Source organism: Sphingobium sp. WTD-1 (assembly GCF_030128825.1).
Lineage (GTDB): Bacteria > Pseudomonadota > Alphaproteobacteria > Sphingomonadales > Sphingomonadaceae > Sphingobium.
Genome location: NZ_CP119127.1, coordinates 4646382 through 4662164 on the forward strand (window position 1 = coordinate 4646382; position 15783 = coordinate 4662164).

13 protein-coding genes, 1 tRNA gene and 1 riboswitch are annotated in these 15783 nt (G+C 65.4%); of the genes, 4 read left to right on the plus strand and 10 right to left on the minus strand.

Annotated elements, in window-relative coordinates:
- Positions 1 to 2: 2 nt before the first annotated feature.
- The 4 genes from N6H05_RS23085 to N6H05_RS23100 form a co-directional block, all read right to left on the minus strand.
- A complete protein-coding gene (locus N6H05_RS23085) occupies positions 3 to 2063 on the minus strand; it encodes an alpha/beta hydrolase family protein (protein WP_284111836.1) in 2061 nt (686 codons plus the stop codon).
- Positions 2064 to 2204: 141 nt separating this feature from the next.
- Positions 2205 to 2693, minus strand: a complete 489-nt coding sequence (locus N6H05_RS23090; RefSeq protein ID WP_004210714.1) for a DUF2497 domain-containing protein — start codon at positions 2691 to 2693, stop codon at positions 2205 to 2207.
- A gap of 69 nt (positions 2694 to 2762) precedes the next feature.
- Positions 2763 to 4205 (minus strand): TolC family outer membrane protein, encoded by a 1443-nt coding sequence (locus N6H05_RS23095; RefSeq protein ID WP_502958948.1) that lies wholly within the window; start codon positions 4203 to 4205, stop codon positions 2763 to 2765.
- A gap of 10 nt (positions 4206 to 4215) precedes the next feature.
- On the minus strand, positions 4216 to 4848 hold the full coding sequence (locus N6H05_RS23100; protein ID WP_004210712.1) for a protein-L-isoaspartate O-methyltransferase family protein: 633 nt from the start codon (positions 4846 to 4848) through the stop codon (positions 4216 to 4218).
- Positions 4849 to 5038: 190 nt separating this feature from the next.
- Here N6H05_RS23100 and N6H05_RS23105 point away from each other — a divergent pair.
- Positions 5039 to 5112 (plus strand) — tRNA-Cys (locus N6H05_RS23105).
- Between the two features lie 47 nt (positions 5113 to 5159).
- Here the strand turns inward: N6H05_RS23105 and pnuC are convergent.
- Genes pnuC through N6H05_RS23120 form a run of 3 tightly spaced genes read right to left on the minus strand, consistent with a single transcriptional unit; the run spans position 5160 to position 9165 of the window.
- Positions 5160 to 5726: a nicotinamide riboside transporter PnuC gene (pnuC, locus tag N6H05_RS23110; protein ID WP_284111838.1), complete on the minus strand. Its 567-nt coding sequence runs from the start codon at positions 5724 to 5726 to the stop codon at positions 5160 to 5162.
- Positions 5726 to 6868 carry a phosphotransferase enzyme family protein gene (locus N6H05_RS23115; protein WP_284111839.1) on the minus strand — a complete coding sequence of 381 codons (1143 nt, stop codon included), beginning with the start codon at positions 6866 to 6868 and terminating at the stop codon, positions 5726 to 5728. Before N6H05_RS23115 ends, pnuC begins: the two co-directional genes overlap by 1 nt.
- 2 nt (positions 6869 to 6870) lie before the next feature.
- The gene (locus N6H05_RS23120; protein WP_284111840.1) at positions 6871 to 9165 is read right to left on the minus strand and encodes a TonB-dependent receptor; all 2295 of its coding nucleotides are present in this window, start codon (positions 9163 to 9165) and stop codon (positions 6871 to 6873) included.
- A 29-nt stretch (positions 9166 to 9194) separates the two neighbouring features.
- Positions 9195 to 9304: riboswitch (TPP riboswitch) on the minus strand.
- Between the two features lie 83 nt (positions 9305 to 9387).
- On the opposite strand from N6H05_RS23120, the gene N6H05_RS23125 reads away from it, so the two are divergent.
- On the plus strand, positions 9388 to 10062 hold the full coding sequence (locus tag N6H05_RS23125; protein WP_284111842.1) for a glutathione S-transferase family protein: 675 nt from the start codon (positions 9388 to 9390) through the stop codon (positions 10060 to 10062).
- Positions 10063 to 10066: 4 nt separating this feature from the next.
- Complete coding sequence (locus tag N6H05_RS23130; RefSeq protein ID WP_284111843.1) at positions 10067 to 10705, plus strand: hypothetical protein; 639 nt, start codon at positions 10067 to 10069, stop codon at positions 10703 to 10705.
- Between the two features lie 174 nt (positions 10706 to 10879).
- Here the strand turns inward: N6H05_RS23130 and ndk are convergent, their stop codons facing one another.
- The 3 genes from ndk to N6H05_RS23145 form a co-directional block, all read right to left on the minus strand.
- Positions 10880 to 11302 (minus strand): nucleoside-diphosphate kinase, encoded by a 423-nt coding sequence (gene ndk / locus N6H05_RS23135; protein WP_004210674.1) that lies wholly within the window; start codon positions 11300 to 11302, stop codon positions 10880 to 10882.
- Between the two features lie 113 nt (positions 11303 to 11415).
- Complete coding sequence (locus N6H05_RS23140) at positions 11416 to 11853, minus strand: DNA polymerase III subunit chi (RefSeq protein WP_037511516.1); 438 nt, start codon at positions 11851 to 11853, stop codon at positions 11416 to 11418.
- A gap of 5 nt (positions 11854 to 11858) precedes the next feature.
- Entirely contained in the window at positions 11859 to 13304 is a 1446-nt protein-coding gene (locus tag N6H05_RS23145) for a leucyl aminopeptidase (protein ID WP_284111844.1), read from the minus strand.
- A 179-nt stretch (positions 13305 to 13483) separates the two neighbouring features.
- Between N6H05_RS23145 and N6H05_RS23150 the strand changes: the two genes are divergently transcribed.
- Positions 13484 to 15748 (plus strand): LPS-assembly protein LptD, encoded by a 2265-nt coding sequence (locus tag N6H05_RS23150; RefSeq protein WP_284111846.1) that lies wholly within the window; start codon positions 13484 to 13486, stop codon positions 15746 to 15748.
- The last annotated feature ends 35 nt before the right edge of the window (positions 15749 to 15783 follow it).

A 15783-nucleotide genomic window follows, 5' to 3' on the forward strand; every position in this document is an offset into this window, starting at 1 on the left:
GCTCATTTCTCCTTGGCCGCGCCGGTCCACTGGTCCAGCCAGCCCAGCGCCTCGTCATACCATTGCAGCGAGTTCTTGGGCTTCAGCACCCAGTGATTCTCGTCCGGGAAGACGACTAGGCGCGACGGAATCTCCCGCCGCTGCAAGGCGGTGAAGGCGGCCAGCCCCTGGGTATAGGGAATGCGGAAATCCTTCTCGCCGGTCACGACCAGCATCGGCGTCTTCCACTGGGCGACATGATTGACCGGGTTCCATTTCTCGAACTCCTCCGGCTTCTCATAATAGGGGCCGCCATGCTCCCATTCGTCGAACCACAGTTCCTCGGTCTCATAGGCCATGGCGCGGGCGTCGAACACGCCGTCATGCTGGACGATGCACTTGAAGCCGTCGGCCCACTGCCCCTCGATCCAGTTCATCATATAACCGCCATAGCTGGCGCCGAGCGCACAGCCATTCTTGGCATCGACATTGGCGTCCTTCGCCGCCGCCGCTGCCAGGCCCAGCTTCAGATCCTCCAGCGGCTTGCCGCCCCAGTCCTGGTTGATCGCATCGGTGAAGGCCTGGCCATAGCCGGTCGAGCCATGGAAATCGACGATCACCGCGGCATAGCCATGGGCCGCGAACGCCTTGGGGTTCCAGCGATAGGACCAGCTGTCATTGAAGCTGCCCTGCGGCCCGCCATGCACCAGGAAGGCGACCGGCAGCTTGCCCTTAGCGCCCATGGGCTTCACGATCTGCCCCCACACGGTGTCGCCATTGGCGCCCTTGAAGCTGAAGCGCTGGACCGACACGTCGTCCACCCCGGCCAGCTTCTGCGCGTTGACATTCGTCAGGCGCACCGGCTTGCCTTTCGCCGGCATCTTCCAGAAATCGGCCGGCGACTGGATGCTGTCCAGCGCATAGACGAAACCGCCATCGGGCAGCGGCACGACGCTGCCGGCATGGCCCTTTTCGGTGAGGCGCGTCACCTTGCCCGATGCGGCGTCCACCCGGAACACCGGATTGTCGAGCACGTCATTGGCAGTGACCAGCAGCCCCTTGCCATGCGCTTCCCAGGCGATCGACCCGATCGAACGATCCCAGCCCTCGGTCAGCGCGCGCGTCTCGCCTGTGGCGATGTTGCGCAGCATCAGCACCAACCGATCGGCCTCATAGCCCGGCCGCTTCATCGCGGCATAGGCCAGCCATTTGCCGTCGGGCGACACCACCGGCATCGTGTCGGTCGCATCATTGGCGTCGGTCAGGTTGACCGGCTTGGCGCTGCCGTCGGCCGGTACGCTGAAGATGTTGAGGTTGGTCGACAGCGGCTCGATCCGCCCCGCCTCGCGCAGGGTGAAGAACAGCGTCTTGCCATCCGCGCTCCAGGCCAGTTCCTCGGCACCGCCAAAGGGCTTGGACGGGCTGTCACCGACCAGGCCGCCCATCACCGACACCGCCTTGCCGCCCGCGACCGGCATGACGAATATCTGCGAGCGCTGGCCATCGCTCCACGTATCCCAGTGGCGCACGAACAGCTGGTCATAGACCCGGCCGCTGCCCGCGCTCGGCGGGGTCGGCGCCTGCACATCGTCGATCGTGCGCGCACCGACCGGCCGGTCGGCCCATAGCGCCACCTTGTCACCTTGGGGATTCAGCAAGAAACCGGAAATGCCACCGGGCGCCTTGCTGATCTGCACCGGCTGACCCCCCGCGATCGGCGCGCGCCACAACTGGTCGTCGCCGCTGGCGTTGGAGACATAATAAAGCGCGCCGCCGTCGGCCGAAAAGACCGGCGACGCCTCATTCTTGTCGGGCACCGATGCGATCAGCCGGGGCACCTGCCCCGCCTTGTCGATCGCCAGCAGATACAGGTCGGTGCGGCCGCGATTATTGGCGAGATCCGTACTGCGCAGCTGATAGGCCATCCACTTGCCGTCCGGCGACACGGTCGGCGACGACACCCGGTCCAGCGACACCATGTCATTGGGCGTGAAGGGACGGGCAGCCGCCGGCGCCACCAGCGCAGACGACAGCATCGGCGACAGGGCCAATGCGCCAAGGCCGGCAAGCAGGATATGTTTCATGGAAAAATCACCCTCGGATCGAAAACACGGCGTGCCGGCGCATGCGATGCACGGCCGGGCGCGTCGATGAGATGATCCGTGGTCTAGGCGTGCCTTACGCCCCCGGCAAGAGGCCGGCGCGCGATCGCCGGCCTGTCGGCCTCAGCGGCCGGTGATGCGGGAGATTTCCTTGGCGACCATGTCCTCGACCAGCGCGGGCAGGCGCGCGTCGAGCCATTCCTTGAGCATCGGCCGCAGCATCGAGCGAACCAGAGCCTCCAGCGTATTGTCCTCGCCCTCGCGCGGGCTGACCAGCATGGTGGACAGGGCCGAGAGCGAATGACGCGCGGCCACTTCGCTTTCCACCGACAGGATCGAGTCGCCGTCCGATTCGGACGGGGCCACGGCCTTCACGGCGCGGGTCGACTTGGGCGCGGGCATCACTTCCTCCACCGGAATCTCGTCGGTCAGTTCCAGCACTTCCTCGACCTCGGCCGACATCACCGCATGGGACGCGGCACTCAGGTCGATCGGGGTCTTCTGGCGGCGCTGCGGCGCGGCCTGAACGGCATCCTCGCCCTCTTCGGCGATGATCCGCTTGATGGACGAGAGTATCTCTTCCATCGAGGGTTCCTTGGTCATGTCACCCATGGATAATTCCCGTCCAAATTTCATTCCGCACCTATTCCGCCAAGATTACCTGTTCAGGTTAACAAGCGGTTAAGGCTGCGCGGCATCGACTTTGGCGTTTTGAGCCGGCGTGTCAACGGTACGTGTCGAAACCGCCTGGGGCTTGCCGTCATAGTCCCAGTCGAACCACTTGCCCTCGACCCGGTCATAATTGACCATCGGGTCATAGAGGGTGCCGCTCTCCAGGCCAAGATCGTCGGCCTCGGCATGGCCCATCGCGGCCAGCAGGGTGAAGCCGGCGACATAGGCATTGCGGCGCGCGGTCACCAGTTCGACCTTGGCGTTGAGCGATTCCTGCTCGGCATTGAGGATGTCGAGGATGGTGCGGCTGCCGACCGAATTTTCCGCGCGCACGCCTTCCAGCGACAGTTCGGCGGCATCGACCGCCTTCTGGCTCGACTGGATCGTGCGCAGCGACGCCTGCAGCGCGGCATAGGCGGCGCGCGCCTGCGAGATCACGCCGCGCTCGACCTCGATCTGCCGTTCGATCGACTGCGACTCGAGCGCCTGGCTCTGGCGCACCTGGGCGGCCGGGCGACCGCCCTGGTAGAAGGGAATGGTCAGGGTCGCACCAACGGCCGCCTGCTTGTTGGCCGCAATGTCCTTGTCCATATAGTCGGTATAGCTACCCTGGCTGAAACCGCTCAGGGTCGGCAGCGTGGCGCCCTTGGCCGCCTTCACGTCATAACGCGCAGCCTCACGCGACTTCTGCGCGGCGAGGATATCGGGATTATCGGCCAGCGCGACGCGCACGGCACTGTCGGGATCGGCCGGCAGGCCCGGCAGAGCGGGCGGCGATTCCAGATCGACCGGCGCCTCGCCGACCATCGCGATATAATTTTCGCGGCTGGTGATCAGGTTGGATTCGGCGCGCTGCAGGTCGGACCGGGCCAGCTCCAGACGCGATTCCGACTGGGCTACGTCGGTGCGGGTGACATCGCCGACCTCGAACCGGTCGTTGGTCGCCTGGAGATTGACCTCCAGCACCTTCACATTCGCCGCGTTGAGCGACACCAGCGCGCTGTCGCGGATCACGTCCATATAGGCGGCGACCGTCTGCGAGAACACGCTCGCCTCGGTCCCGCGCAGATTGGCCTGGCCCGATTCGACGCGCGTTTCCGCTGCCTTCACGCTGTTGCGGACGGTGCCGCCGGAATAGATGGGCACATCGATGCTGGCACTGGCATTGGCCGAACGATGCGGCGCCAGGAAGCTGTTCGACGGGCGCACCACCAGTTCCTGGAACTGGAGCTGCGAATTGGCCGTGGGCCGCCCCGCCGCCTTCTGGATCGGGACATTCTCGTCCGTCGCCCGCTGACCGGCGCGTGCGCCGGTCAGGGTCGGATTGGTGCGATAGGCCTTGGCCAGCGCGCCCTGCAGGGTTTCGGCATGCGCCACCCCTGCCATGGAAGAGGATAGCAACAGCAAGGCTGTAGCGGCTTGGCGCCGAAGGGTCATACGCTTTGCTGTCATCTATCCTGTCTCAAAAAACGAATTGCTCCGGCGCGGCGAAACCGGGAAGCACGACCATTTCCATGTCGGTAAGGCTGGCGAGACCCAGCACGCCCGCCACCGCGCGGCCGCTGCACAGGCGAGCGACACCGCGTTCGACGACGCCTGTCACCACCCGTCCCCCATCGACTAGCTGCTGGACGAGCGCAGCGGGAACTTCCTCCACCGCGCCGTCAATGAAAAGAACATCATAGGGCGCACCGGCCGATGCGCCGGCGGCCAGCGGGCCACGCACCACGGTCACCCCGGGCACCGCGATCTCCGCGCCACCCTCGACCTCGACCGCCGTCACCTGCGCACCCAGCTCAGCGAGCAGCGCCGCGCTGTAACCGGTCGCCGCGCCGATCAGCAGCACCTTCTCGCCGGCCTGGACATCGGCTTCCTTGAGCAGACGGCCAGTGACCAGCGGCGGGTTCAGCGCACGGTCGCCGTCCAGCGGGATCGGGCGATCGACATAGGTCATGGCCCGACGCTCGGCGGGGACATAGTCCTCGCGCGGCACCTTGGCCATCACGGCGATCACGCGCTGATCGTCCACGGCGCTGGTGCGCAGCTGGCTCTCGACCATGGCGGTCCGCATCGAAGAAAAGTTCTGCTCGGTCACGATAGTTCCTCGCTTGGCACAACTGTATTGGCAATGCAATACAGTGAAGGGATTACCGGACCTCTAAATCAGCATTTCCCCCGCGCCAAGCGGCTTTCCACGATGGAGAGCGAGATTCTTGGGATTGTTCCCCTTCCTGCGCTTGACTTTGCGATCAAAGGCGGACATTTGCCGCCTCCACCGCACGGAAGGCCCGATGGCGGAGTGGTGACGCAGAGGACTGCAAATCCTTGCACGCCGGTTCGATTCCGGCTCGGGCCTCCATTTTCCAGACAGATGCGATCCGTGCCGAATCCAGGCAGCAGCCTTGTTCAGGCTGCGCTGCGTCGCATCGCCTGTCGCCAGCGCCAATAGCCCAGCAGCGCCAGTCCGATCATTGCGGCATAGAGGCCGGCCGTCAGCCACAATCCCTTGAACGCGAACATGCCGACATAGAAAATGTCGACCGCGATCCACAGCAGCCAGCTCGCCGCATGGCGCCGCGCCGTCCAATATTGGGCGACCAGGCTGAAACTGCTCAGCGCCGAATCCATCCAGGGCAGCGCCGCATCGGTGTAATGATGGATGAACCAGCCGATCGCGCCGGCACAGAGTGCCCCCAGCGCCACCCCCTTGGCGGCCCGCATCGGCGGCAGCGGCACCACCCTTACCTCGCCCTCGTCGCGCTTGCCCCGTGCCCAGCCGACCCAGCCATATACGATGGCGATGCCGAACAGCCCCTGCAGCACCATGTCGGCATAGAGGCGCACGTCCAGGAACAGCTTGGCATACAGGGCGCAGGCCATCAGGTTGATCGGCCAGCACAGCAAATGCCGCCGCGCCGTCAGCCAGATGCCAAGGAAGCTGATGATGACGGCAATGATCTCCAGCACAGACATCAGCCGGCCACTCCCTGATGGAGCCGCGCCAGAAAGCCCTGCCCCTCGTCGGACAGGAACCAGTCGGCATGGCCGACCAGATAGGCCTGCCAGGCCAGCATCGCGCCTTCGCGATCGGCCAATATGCTGAAGAAATAGTCGATCTCGGTCAGGGCGAATTCGATATGGACCAGCGGCAGCAGGTGCAGCAGCGTATCGATCTCGGCAGGCGCCAGCGCCAGCACACTGCAATAGCCCGCCAGCAAGGCCAGCGCGCCCTCCACATCCGCCGGCTCGGCCAGCCGCCCCTGATCCAGCGTCAGCCAGGGAATCGCCGTCCGCTCGATCGCGGTGGCCAGATCATGCAGGGCGCAGCTGCGGGTCGACAGGCCGAAATCGAAGATGCTGCTCACCACGCCTTGCGCCGACCACAGCAGGTTGGAAGGGTGCCAGTCATTATGGGTCCAGAGCGCAGGCAGCTCCGCCAGCCGCGGCGCCAGCCCCTGCCCCAGTGCCGCGAACAGCCGCCCCAGTTCCGACCGCCAGGGCATGTCCGCCAGGAAGGCCGCCACCGCGGGCCGTGCCGCGACATAGGCGTCCGCTGCGGCCAGCGGATCAACGGCGGGCAAGATCGTGAAGCTCGACACCAGCGGATGCGCTCCGCGTGCCGGCGCATCGAAACCGGCTGCCGCCCGATGCAGTTGCGCCAGCGCGACACCAGCCGCAAAGGCGTGATCGGGCGACAGGAAGGGCGTCCAGGACTGGCGATCGCGATAGAGATCGAGGCCCGGTGCCTGGCGATGCAGCTCATAGCTCCATTCGCCCAGCGCAATCGCGCCGGCGCCATCGGTGGCGCACAGCACATCGGGCACCGCCAGCCCGGCACCGCGCAGATGCGCCATATAGCCATGCTCCTCGGCCAGCGCCGCCGGCGTGCGCAAGCGCTGGTGATGCCGCTTCAGGAACAGCGGGCCGCGATCCGTCTCGACCAGCGCTGCCGCCGAAAAGGGGCGCGGCGAATGCCAGGCCAGCGCCGCCAGCCGGCCAGCGTCGGGAAAATGGGCCAGCACCGCCGCTGCCTCGTCCACAGTGATCGCCGGCCAGGCCGGCGCCTCCAGCGCCAGCCCCATGCCATGGACCAGATGCGGAGTGGCGGCGCTCATCGTCAGAAGGCGCGCGACAGCGTCGCCACCACGGCGCGCCCGCTGCCGACATAATAGGTCGGCGCCGAACCGGCGATCAGCGTGCCGTTGCGCCCGACCGTATCCTGCGCGTTGGTGCTGATCGAATAGACGCCCGACAGGACACGCGGATTGGTGACGTTGATCGCGTTGATGCGCAGATCCATCACCTGCGCATCGATCAGCCCGGCCAGATGGACGCCCACCGACAGGTCCAGCGTGGCATAGCCCTTGATGCTCTCGTCATTCATGAAGGTCGCATATTGGCGGCCGACATATTTGAGCGCGCTGCTGCCGAACAGCCGGCCATCATCATAGGTGCTGCCCAGCGCGAACTGGAAGCTGGGGGCCGATACCGCCCGCTTGCCCCTGGTCGGCAGATAATCGCCGTTGATCGCCAGATCGTCGTTCAGGCGCGTGTGCAGATATTCGGCCGAAGCATAGATGCTCATCCCCTTGGCCGGGCGATAGTCGATCTCGCCATCCAGGCCATAGCTGCTCTGGCTGCCGGCGTTGATGGTCGAATTGACCAGCGCGCCGCCGCTGTCGATCACCGTCGCCACCTGGCGGTTGCGGAAATGATAATGGAAACCGGTCAGCGAGAAGGACAGGCTGGGGCCGATATAGCGATAGCCCAGCTCCTGCGAGATCGAATATTCATTCTTCAGGCCGTCGGTGCCCTGGCTCACCAGTTCGCCGCCATAATAGCTGTTGTAGAGCGCAAACTCGTTGGGCGTGCGGAAATTGGTGGTGATGTTGGCGAACAGCTGCTGCCGGTCGTCCAGCTGATAATGGATCGCCGCCCGCGGCAGCGCGGCAAAGCTGTCGATCCGCACCGTCGATTGCGGGCCGGGCAGATAATTGCGGCCGTTGCGCAGCAGGTTGACGCCCTTGAAACCGATGTCGATGCCCAGCTTGGGCGTCACCGCAATGCTGTCGGACAGGAAGAAGCCCTTGGTGACCGTCTCCGTGCGCTGATTTTCATAAGCCAGCAGCCGCCCGTCGGCGGTGCGGATCGCCTTGTCCTGATAGCCCCACGGGTCCACCGGCCGGCCATCGGCATCGATCGACGTATAGGATTGCGTCACCCGGTCTGTGCCATAGTCGAACCACAGGCCAGCCACGATCCGATGCGCGCCGGCCTGCAGAGTCAGCTTGCTGACGTCGCCGACGCGGAACTGCTTGCCGGTCCAGTTGCCCAGCACCGTGGCGACGCCATCGACCGCACCGGGCAGGTCGATCGGCTGGGTCAGTTCCTCGGTGCCCAGATAATTGCCGGTGGTGGCGAGCTGCGTGCCATAGGGCGAATTGCCATGCCCCATCTGCAGATAGGCGCTGCTGTCGAAGCTCAGCGTGTCACTCAGCTTCAGGTGGACGGGCGCCGCGACATAGAAATTGCGGAACGGCGCGCGATAGAGGCGCCAGTAGTTGGTATTCCCCTCGCTATAGGCCTCGTCGAAATTATAGCCCCGGCCAGAGGCTTCCCAGTCCGTCTTGCTGGGGCTGGGATAGGTCGATGTCTTGGCGTCGTTGAAGGAAAAGGCGATGCTCGCCCGGTTGCCCTCGCCCCATTCGTTCAGCAGCTTGGCATCGATATGCTGGCGCTGGTCATGTCCCGCCCCGCGCCAGTTGTCGGCACGGTTGTTGGAATAGGAAATGAAAGCCTTCAGCCCGGTCGACCCGATCCGTCCCGTGTCGATCCGCGCAAAGACGCGCCGTTCGTCATAGGAACCGACCGACAGGTTGACGAGGCCGCCCGCCTCGGCCCTGGGATCATCCAGCGTCAGCGACAACAGGCCACCGGCCGCCGCCACCACCGGCGAGTCAATGTCTGCCGCGCCCTGCGCCAGCATCACCTGCCGCACATTCTCCGCATCGGCGAATTGCGAGGGATAGGCATAATAATAGCCGATGTCGTTCTGCGGCGCGCCTTCCATCAGCACGCCGATCTGGTCCTGGCCCAGGCCGCGCAGCGTCAGGCTGGACGATGCCGACAGGCCATAGGGGTCGCTGGACGAGACATTGGCGCCGGGCAGCAGGTTGACCAGCTGGAACGCATTGAGCGTCGGCGCCTGCTTGATGATGAAGTCGGTGGAGATCGCGCTGACCGCCTTGGGCGCGCTCTGGTCGGGCAACAGGCCTTCGGGGTCGGGATGGCCGACGACCTGGATATTGGTCGACTGGTCCAGCTCATCCTCCGCCATCGCGGGCGATGCGATCATCAACAGGGCCAGCGTCAGGCAGGCGCTTCCAACATGGGGCAATCGGGCAGTCTTCATCTCACGTCCACTCCACAGGAGGGACGACGGACCTGCCGCCTTGCCCTCCCTACGCCGGTATCAGCCGGATCAGGTTCAGCGGGTCGTGGTCTGCTGACCACCTCTCAGCCGCGCATGAGCGGCCCCCCGGGGATGGCCGCCCCTTAGGCGTTTCGACGCGAAGTGGAAAGCCCTCTCTATCGGCTCTCGACTTATCGAAGCCCGCCCGGCTAAGACATGGCCATGATGAAGCTGTTCATTGGCAACAAGGCCTATTCGAGCTGGTCACTGCGCGGCTGGCTGGCATGCAAGCTGTCCGGCCTTCCGTTCGAGGAAGTGGTGGTCCCCCTCTATGACGAGGAATGGGAAAAGCGTCGCGAGGGCGATGAGTTCGCCCCCTCCTCCGGCAAGGTGCCGATCCTGTGGGATGGCGACGACATCGTCGTGTGGGACAGCCTGGCCATCGTCGAATATCTCAATGAAAAGGCCGGGGGCGACCAGTTCTGGCCGACCGATCCAGGCGCTCGCGCCATGGCTCGCTCGATGGCAGCCGAAATGCACAGCAGCTTCGCCGCGCTCCGCCGCGAGCACAGCATGAACATCCGCCAGATCTATGATCCGGTCCCGCCGTCGGAAGCCGTCGCCCACGACATCAGCCGGATCATGCAGCTCTGGGCCCAGGCCCGCGCCCGTTATGGTGGCGAGGGCGATTTACTTTTCGGCGAGTTCGGCGCCGTCGACCTGATGTTCGCGCCGGTCGTTACCCGCTTCATCACCTATCAGCTGCCGGTCGCCCGCTTTGCCGAAGCCTATATGCGCGCGATCATCGCCCATCCCTGGATGCAGGAATGGATCGGCGAGGCGCAGGCCGAGGAATGGGTGATCGACAAGTTCGAAGTCCCGCCACAGACGGCCTGATCCGATGAGCGACAGCCCCGAGGCCAAGCAGGAGACCCGCAAGGAGGAAGCCGCCCGTATCCGCCGACGCTGGATCACGCTTGGTGAGTTGCTGGCGGTGGCCGCCGTGCTGATCTCCGCCCTCACCCTCTATCTCAACTGGGCCGACAAGAAGGACGAGCGCGCCAGCAAGGCCGCCGAAAGCAGCAAGGCCTCCGCCCGCGCCGCCCGGCTGGTGCTGAACGCCGCAGCCGATGGCGACAGCCGGCTGACGCTCAAGCCCGCCGATCCCGATCAGCTGGTGCAGAGCCAGACCATCCATTTCCCCAGGGCGCTCGGCATCGCCCCGGTCGACACCACCGGCGAACCGCGGATCGAGGCCGGCTGGTTCGAGGATGCCCTGAAAAAGGCGCGCAACGCCGCCAAGCTGCCCGACGACAGCATCGGCGACGAGAAACTGCCGGTGACCATCGTCACCCAGTTCGTCGTCAATGGCGACACGCACAGCGATTCCACCGTCTACGACATCGGCTATGGCATCGCCGGCAAATGGCTGTCCGGCCACAAGCTGACCCTGCGCGGCCTGTCCCTGGTCAGCCACGCCCAGGGCGCCGACGCCCAGGCAAAGATCGACGCCCGCTGGGCCCGCCAGACAAAAGGCTAGGGCTGCACGGCCAAGTTCGGACAGGCCGCAAGCTGACGTCTCAGTTCCTCCCCAAGCTTGCTTGGGGAGGATTACGGACAGTCGCCTACCACCGATCATCCCCAGCAACAAAAAACCCGGCCGCTCCTTGGGGGAGCGCCGGGCCTTTTGCTCGTCCGGGGACGGGTGTCGGGTTTAGCCGACGATTTCTTCGGGCTTGAAGAAATAGGCGATCTCGATCGCGGCATTTTCTTCGCTGTCCGAACCATGGACCGAATTGGCTTCGATCGATTCGGCCAGTTCCTTGCGGATGGTGCCGGCGTCGGCATTGGCCGGATTGGTGGCGCCCATGATGTCGCGGTTGCGGGTCACGGCGTTTTCGCCTTCCAGAACCTGGACGACGACCGGGCCCGAGATCATGAAGGCGACCAGGTCAGCAAAGAAGGGGCGTTCCTTGTGAACGGCATAGAAGCCTTCAGCCTGTTCGCGGCTCATGCGGATGCGCTTGGAAGCGACGACGCGCAGGCCGGCTTCTTCCAGCATCTTGGTGACGGCGCCGGTCAGGTTGCGACGGGTTGCGTCGGGCTTGATGATCGAAAAAGTGCGCGTGACGGCCATGGCCCTCATAACTCCGGATTGTTGGAATAAAGTTGCGCGCCCTTTAGACCGGGGCGAATGACTTCGCAAGAGGGGGGCAAGGGGCCTTCGTATCAGCCCCTATTTCCCGGCGTTCAGGGCCCCTGCACCCATTTGCGGCCTTCCTGCCGCCAGAAGCGCGGGGTCACGCCCTCGCGCTTGCTAAGCGCGCGCCAACTGGCCCGCGCCCCGTCGATCGTGTCCGCGTCGAAGAAATAGAAGGCGCGATCGAAGCCCAGCGCCTCCTCGCGCCACACCCCATCCGCCAGCGCGATATGCCTGGCGCCATTGGCCGCATCGCAGCTCTGCGCCAGCAGCACCGGCTGGGCGGCGTCCACCCCGTCGCCTGCCAGGCCGTTGGCCAGGAAGCTTTCGGGTGGCCCCGCCCATAGCCCCGCCGATATGCGGGCCAGCCGTTCCGGCTCGTCGGCCACCACCAGCAGCCGCGCGCCCATGTCCAGGATGCGCGCCGCGATCGCAGGCAGCACCCCTTCCACGGGATCCCGGCTCAGCTGGTAGAAGTCGACCTGCACCGGCTTCAGCGCTCGAACTTGTCGGCCACCAGCTGGTCGATCAGGCGCACGCCATAGCCGGTCGCGCCCTTGTCGGCGGTGGCGCCGGGCTTGTCCGACCAGACCATGCCGGCAATGTCGAGATGCGCCCACTTCACGCCGTCATTGACGAAGCGCTTGATGAACTGGGCAGCGGTGATCGAGCCAGCGAAGCGCGGGCCGATATTCTTCATGTCGGCGATCGGGCTGTCGATCAGCTTGTCATAGGCCTCCGACAGCGGGAAGCGCCACAGCTTCTCGCCGCTGGTCTTGCCCGCCGCCAGCAGATCGTCGGCCAGCGCATCGTCGTTGGCGAACAGGCCGCCATGCTCGCTGCCGAGCGCGATCATCATCGCGCCGGTCAGGGTGGCGAGGTCGATCACCACTTCGGGTTCATAGGTCTTCTGCGCCCAGGTCACCGCGTCGCACAGCACCAGCCGGCCTTCCGCGTCGGTGTTCAGCACCTCGATCGTCTGGCCCGACATCGACGTCACGATGTCGCCGGGGCGCTGGGCATTGGCGTCGGGCATATTCTCGACCAGGCCACAGATGCCGACGACACGGGCCTTGGCCTTGCGACCGGCCAGCGCCTTCATGGCACCAGCGACGGCGCCGGCGCCGCCCATGTCCCACTTCATGTCTTCCATGCCCGGCCCAGGCTTGAGCGAAATGCCGCCGGTGTCGAAGGTCACGCCCTTGCCGACGAACACCACGGGCTTATCGGCGGCGCCATCGGTGCCGTCCCATTCCATCGCCAGCAGCCGCGCCTCACGCGCAGACCCCTGCGCCACGCCCAGCAGCGCGCCCATGCCGAGGTCCGTCATCGCCGCACGGTCCAGCACGGTGATCTTGACGCCGAGGTCAGCCAGATGCTGGCAGCGCGCGACGAAGCTTTCGGGATAGAGGATGTTGGCCGGTTCCGACACCAGTTCGCGGGTGAAGGCGACACCGGCGGCGACCGCCGACAGCTTGGCCCATTCGGTCTCGGCGCCGGTCGCGACGATCGTCACGGTCGCCAGCGTCGGCTTGGCTTTTTCGGGCTGACGCGTGCGATAGGTGTCGATCCGCCAGCTGCGCAGCAGCGCGCCCAGGCCCAGCCGGGCGGCATCCTCGCCACTGACGCCGGCCGGGAATTCGACCGCTGCGTGGGTCGCGCCGCTGGTTGACAGCTTGGCGGTCAGCGCGCCGCCAGCCCGCTCCAGGTCGGCCGCGCTGCCATTGCCGATGCCCAGCAGCAGGACGCGCAGCACCGCGCCGCCTTCCTCGACGAAGCTCTCGACGCTGCCGCCCGCCTCACCGGCGAAGCGCGCGGCGGCGGCGCCGGCGACCAGCGTGGCCGATGCGGCGAGCGGCAGGCTGTCGACAGTCCCCTTCGCCACGGCAAGGACCAACGTGTCGACCTGGGGGCGCGTGGGGCTGAATTGGATGTCCATCTGGGGGCCTTTTCTCTGGAATGCCGTGTCGTTCTTGTTTCAGCCAGATAGTGCGGCTTTGCCGCTCTGCAAAGCCATTCGGCGGATTTCCGCCGTCCCGAATGCGAGCAGCGATTGCGGCGCGAGCCAAGCAGTGCGATAGGCAGGGACCAGAAGTGCCCACAAAGAGGCCCCTACGCTTGCAGATTTCCGTGTTTCCCCTGTCGTTCAAACAGGCGCTGCTTGCCGGCGCTGCCTCGTCCTGCCTGCTCGCGGCGCCGCTGGCCCATGCGCAACAGGCGCCCGAGCCCAAGCTGAACGAGCCCCAGACGCCGATCAGCGCGCCCGACGCGCCGGTGCCCGACAATGACCAGGAAATCGGCTTCGCCGCCGATACGCTGGAATATGACACCAACAGTCAGGTCGTGACCGCCACCGGCAATGTCCAGTTGCTGCGCGACGGCAACCGGCTGCGCGCCGACAAGATCGTGTGGGACCTCAACACCGGCAAGGTGGAGGCGCAGGGCGCCGTCTCGGTGATCGATCCGGACGGCAATGTCGCCTATGGTGATCGCTTCGATGTCACCGATACGCTGAAGGATGGCGCGGTCGACAATATATTGCTGGTCCTCCAGAAGGGCGGCCGCATGGCCGCGACCAAAGGCGAGCGGGTCAATGGCGTCTATACGCTGCACCACGCCGCCTATACCGGCTGTCCGGTGGAGGGCAGCGACGGCTGTCCCAAGGAACCGACCTGGCAGATCAACGCAGTCAAGGTCGTCTATGACCCGACCAAGCAGCGCGTCTCCTACACCCGCGCCAATGTCGAGCTGTTCGGCCTGCCGCTGATCCCGGTGCCGGGCCTGTCGCATCCGGTCGGCGACGATGGTGGCAGCGGCCTTCTGGTCCCCAATATCCGTTATGACCGGGTCAATGGCTTCGAGGTTGCGGTCCCCTATTATCTCAAGCTCGCACCCAATCGCGACCTGACCGTCACGCCGCACGTCTACAGCGATTCGCTGCCGATGATCGAAGGCAATTTCCGTCATCTCTACGATCGCGGCGCCTATCAGATCACCGGCTATGCCACCTATGGCAGCCGGTCGAGCGGCATCACGCCGACCGATTCGCAAAAGGATATTCGCGGCGCGATCGACGCCAGCGGCGGCATGCAGCTGTCGCCCGAATGGAGCGTCAACGGGTCGATCCGGGTCGCCACTGACCGCACCTTCCTGCGCCGCTACGACATCAGCCGCGACGACCGGCTGCGTTCGACCCTGGGCGTCCAGCGGATCGGCGAGAACAGCTATTTCTCGCTCGCCGGCTGGGCGGTGCAGACGCTGCGCGTCGATGACCCCCAGGGCCAGATGCCGATCGCGCTGCCGGTCATGGACTATCGGCTGCGGATGAAGGATCCGCTGCTCGGCGGTCAGATGCAGTTCCAGGCCAATACGCTGGCGATCACCCGGACCGACGGTCAGGACACCCAGCGCGCCTTTGCCGCGTTCGAATGGAATCTACGCAAGCTGACCGGCCTTGGCCAGGAGGTGAATTTCACCACCTATCTGCGCGGCGACGTCTATCACAGCAGCAACAATCTGCTGACCGACACGATCAGCTATGCCGGCGATCCGGGCTGGAAGGCGCGCGGCATCGCCGCCGCCGCGGTCGACATGCGCTGGCCCTTCATGGGCGAGGCCTTCGGCGGCGTGCAGCGCATCGCCCCGCGCGTCCAGATCGTCGCCTCGCCGCACCTCGCCAACCTGTCGGTGCCCAATGAGGATGCCCGGTCGGTCGATCTGGAGGACAGCAACCTTTTCGCGCTCAACCGCTTCGCGGGCTATGACCGGTTCGAGGATTCGAGCCGCATCACCTATGGCCTGGAATATAATCTGGCACTGCCCGACTTCACGCTCGACGCCAATGTCGGCCAGAGCTACCGGCTCGACAACCGCGCCAGCATCCTGCCCGACGGCACCGGCCTGTCCGACCGCATGTCCGACATCGTCGGCCGCTGGACCGTCCGCTACAAGGATTTCGTCAGCTTCACCCAGCGTTTCCGGGTCGACAAGGACAATCTGGCGGTCCGCCGGAACGAGGTCGACGCGACCGTGGGCAGCAAGAAGACCTATGCCCAGATCAGCTATCTGCGCCTCAACCGCAACGCCAATATCACGCTGGAGGATCTGCAGGACCGCGAGGAACTGCGCCTTGGCGGTCGCATCCAGTTCGCCCGCTTCTGGTCGGTGTTCGGTTCGACCGTCATCGATCTTACCGGCGCGCAGGAAGATCCGGGCACCACGGCCGATGGCTATGAGCCGGTGCGCCAGCGTCTGGGCGTTGCCTATGAGGATGATTGTTTGACGCTGGGCTTTACATGGCGGCGCGACTATCAGACCAACGGTGACGCGCGCGCCGGCAACAGCTTCCAGCTGCGGCTGGCTTTTCGCAATATTGGCATATAAGGAACTGCCTTCCCGCCGTCCGCTCAGGACCGGTT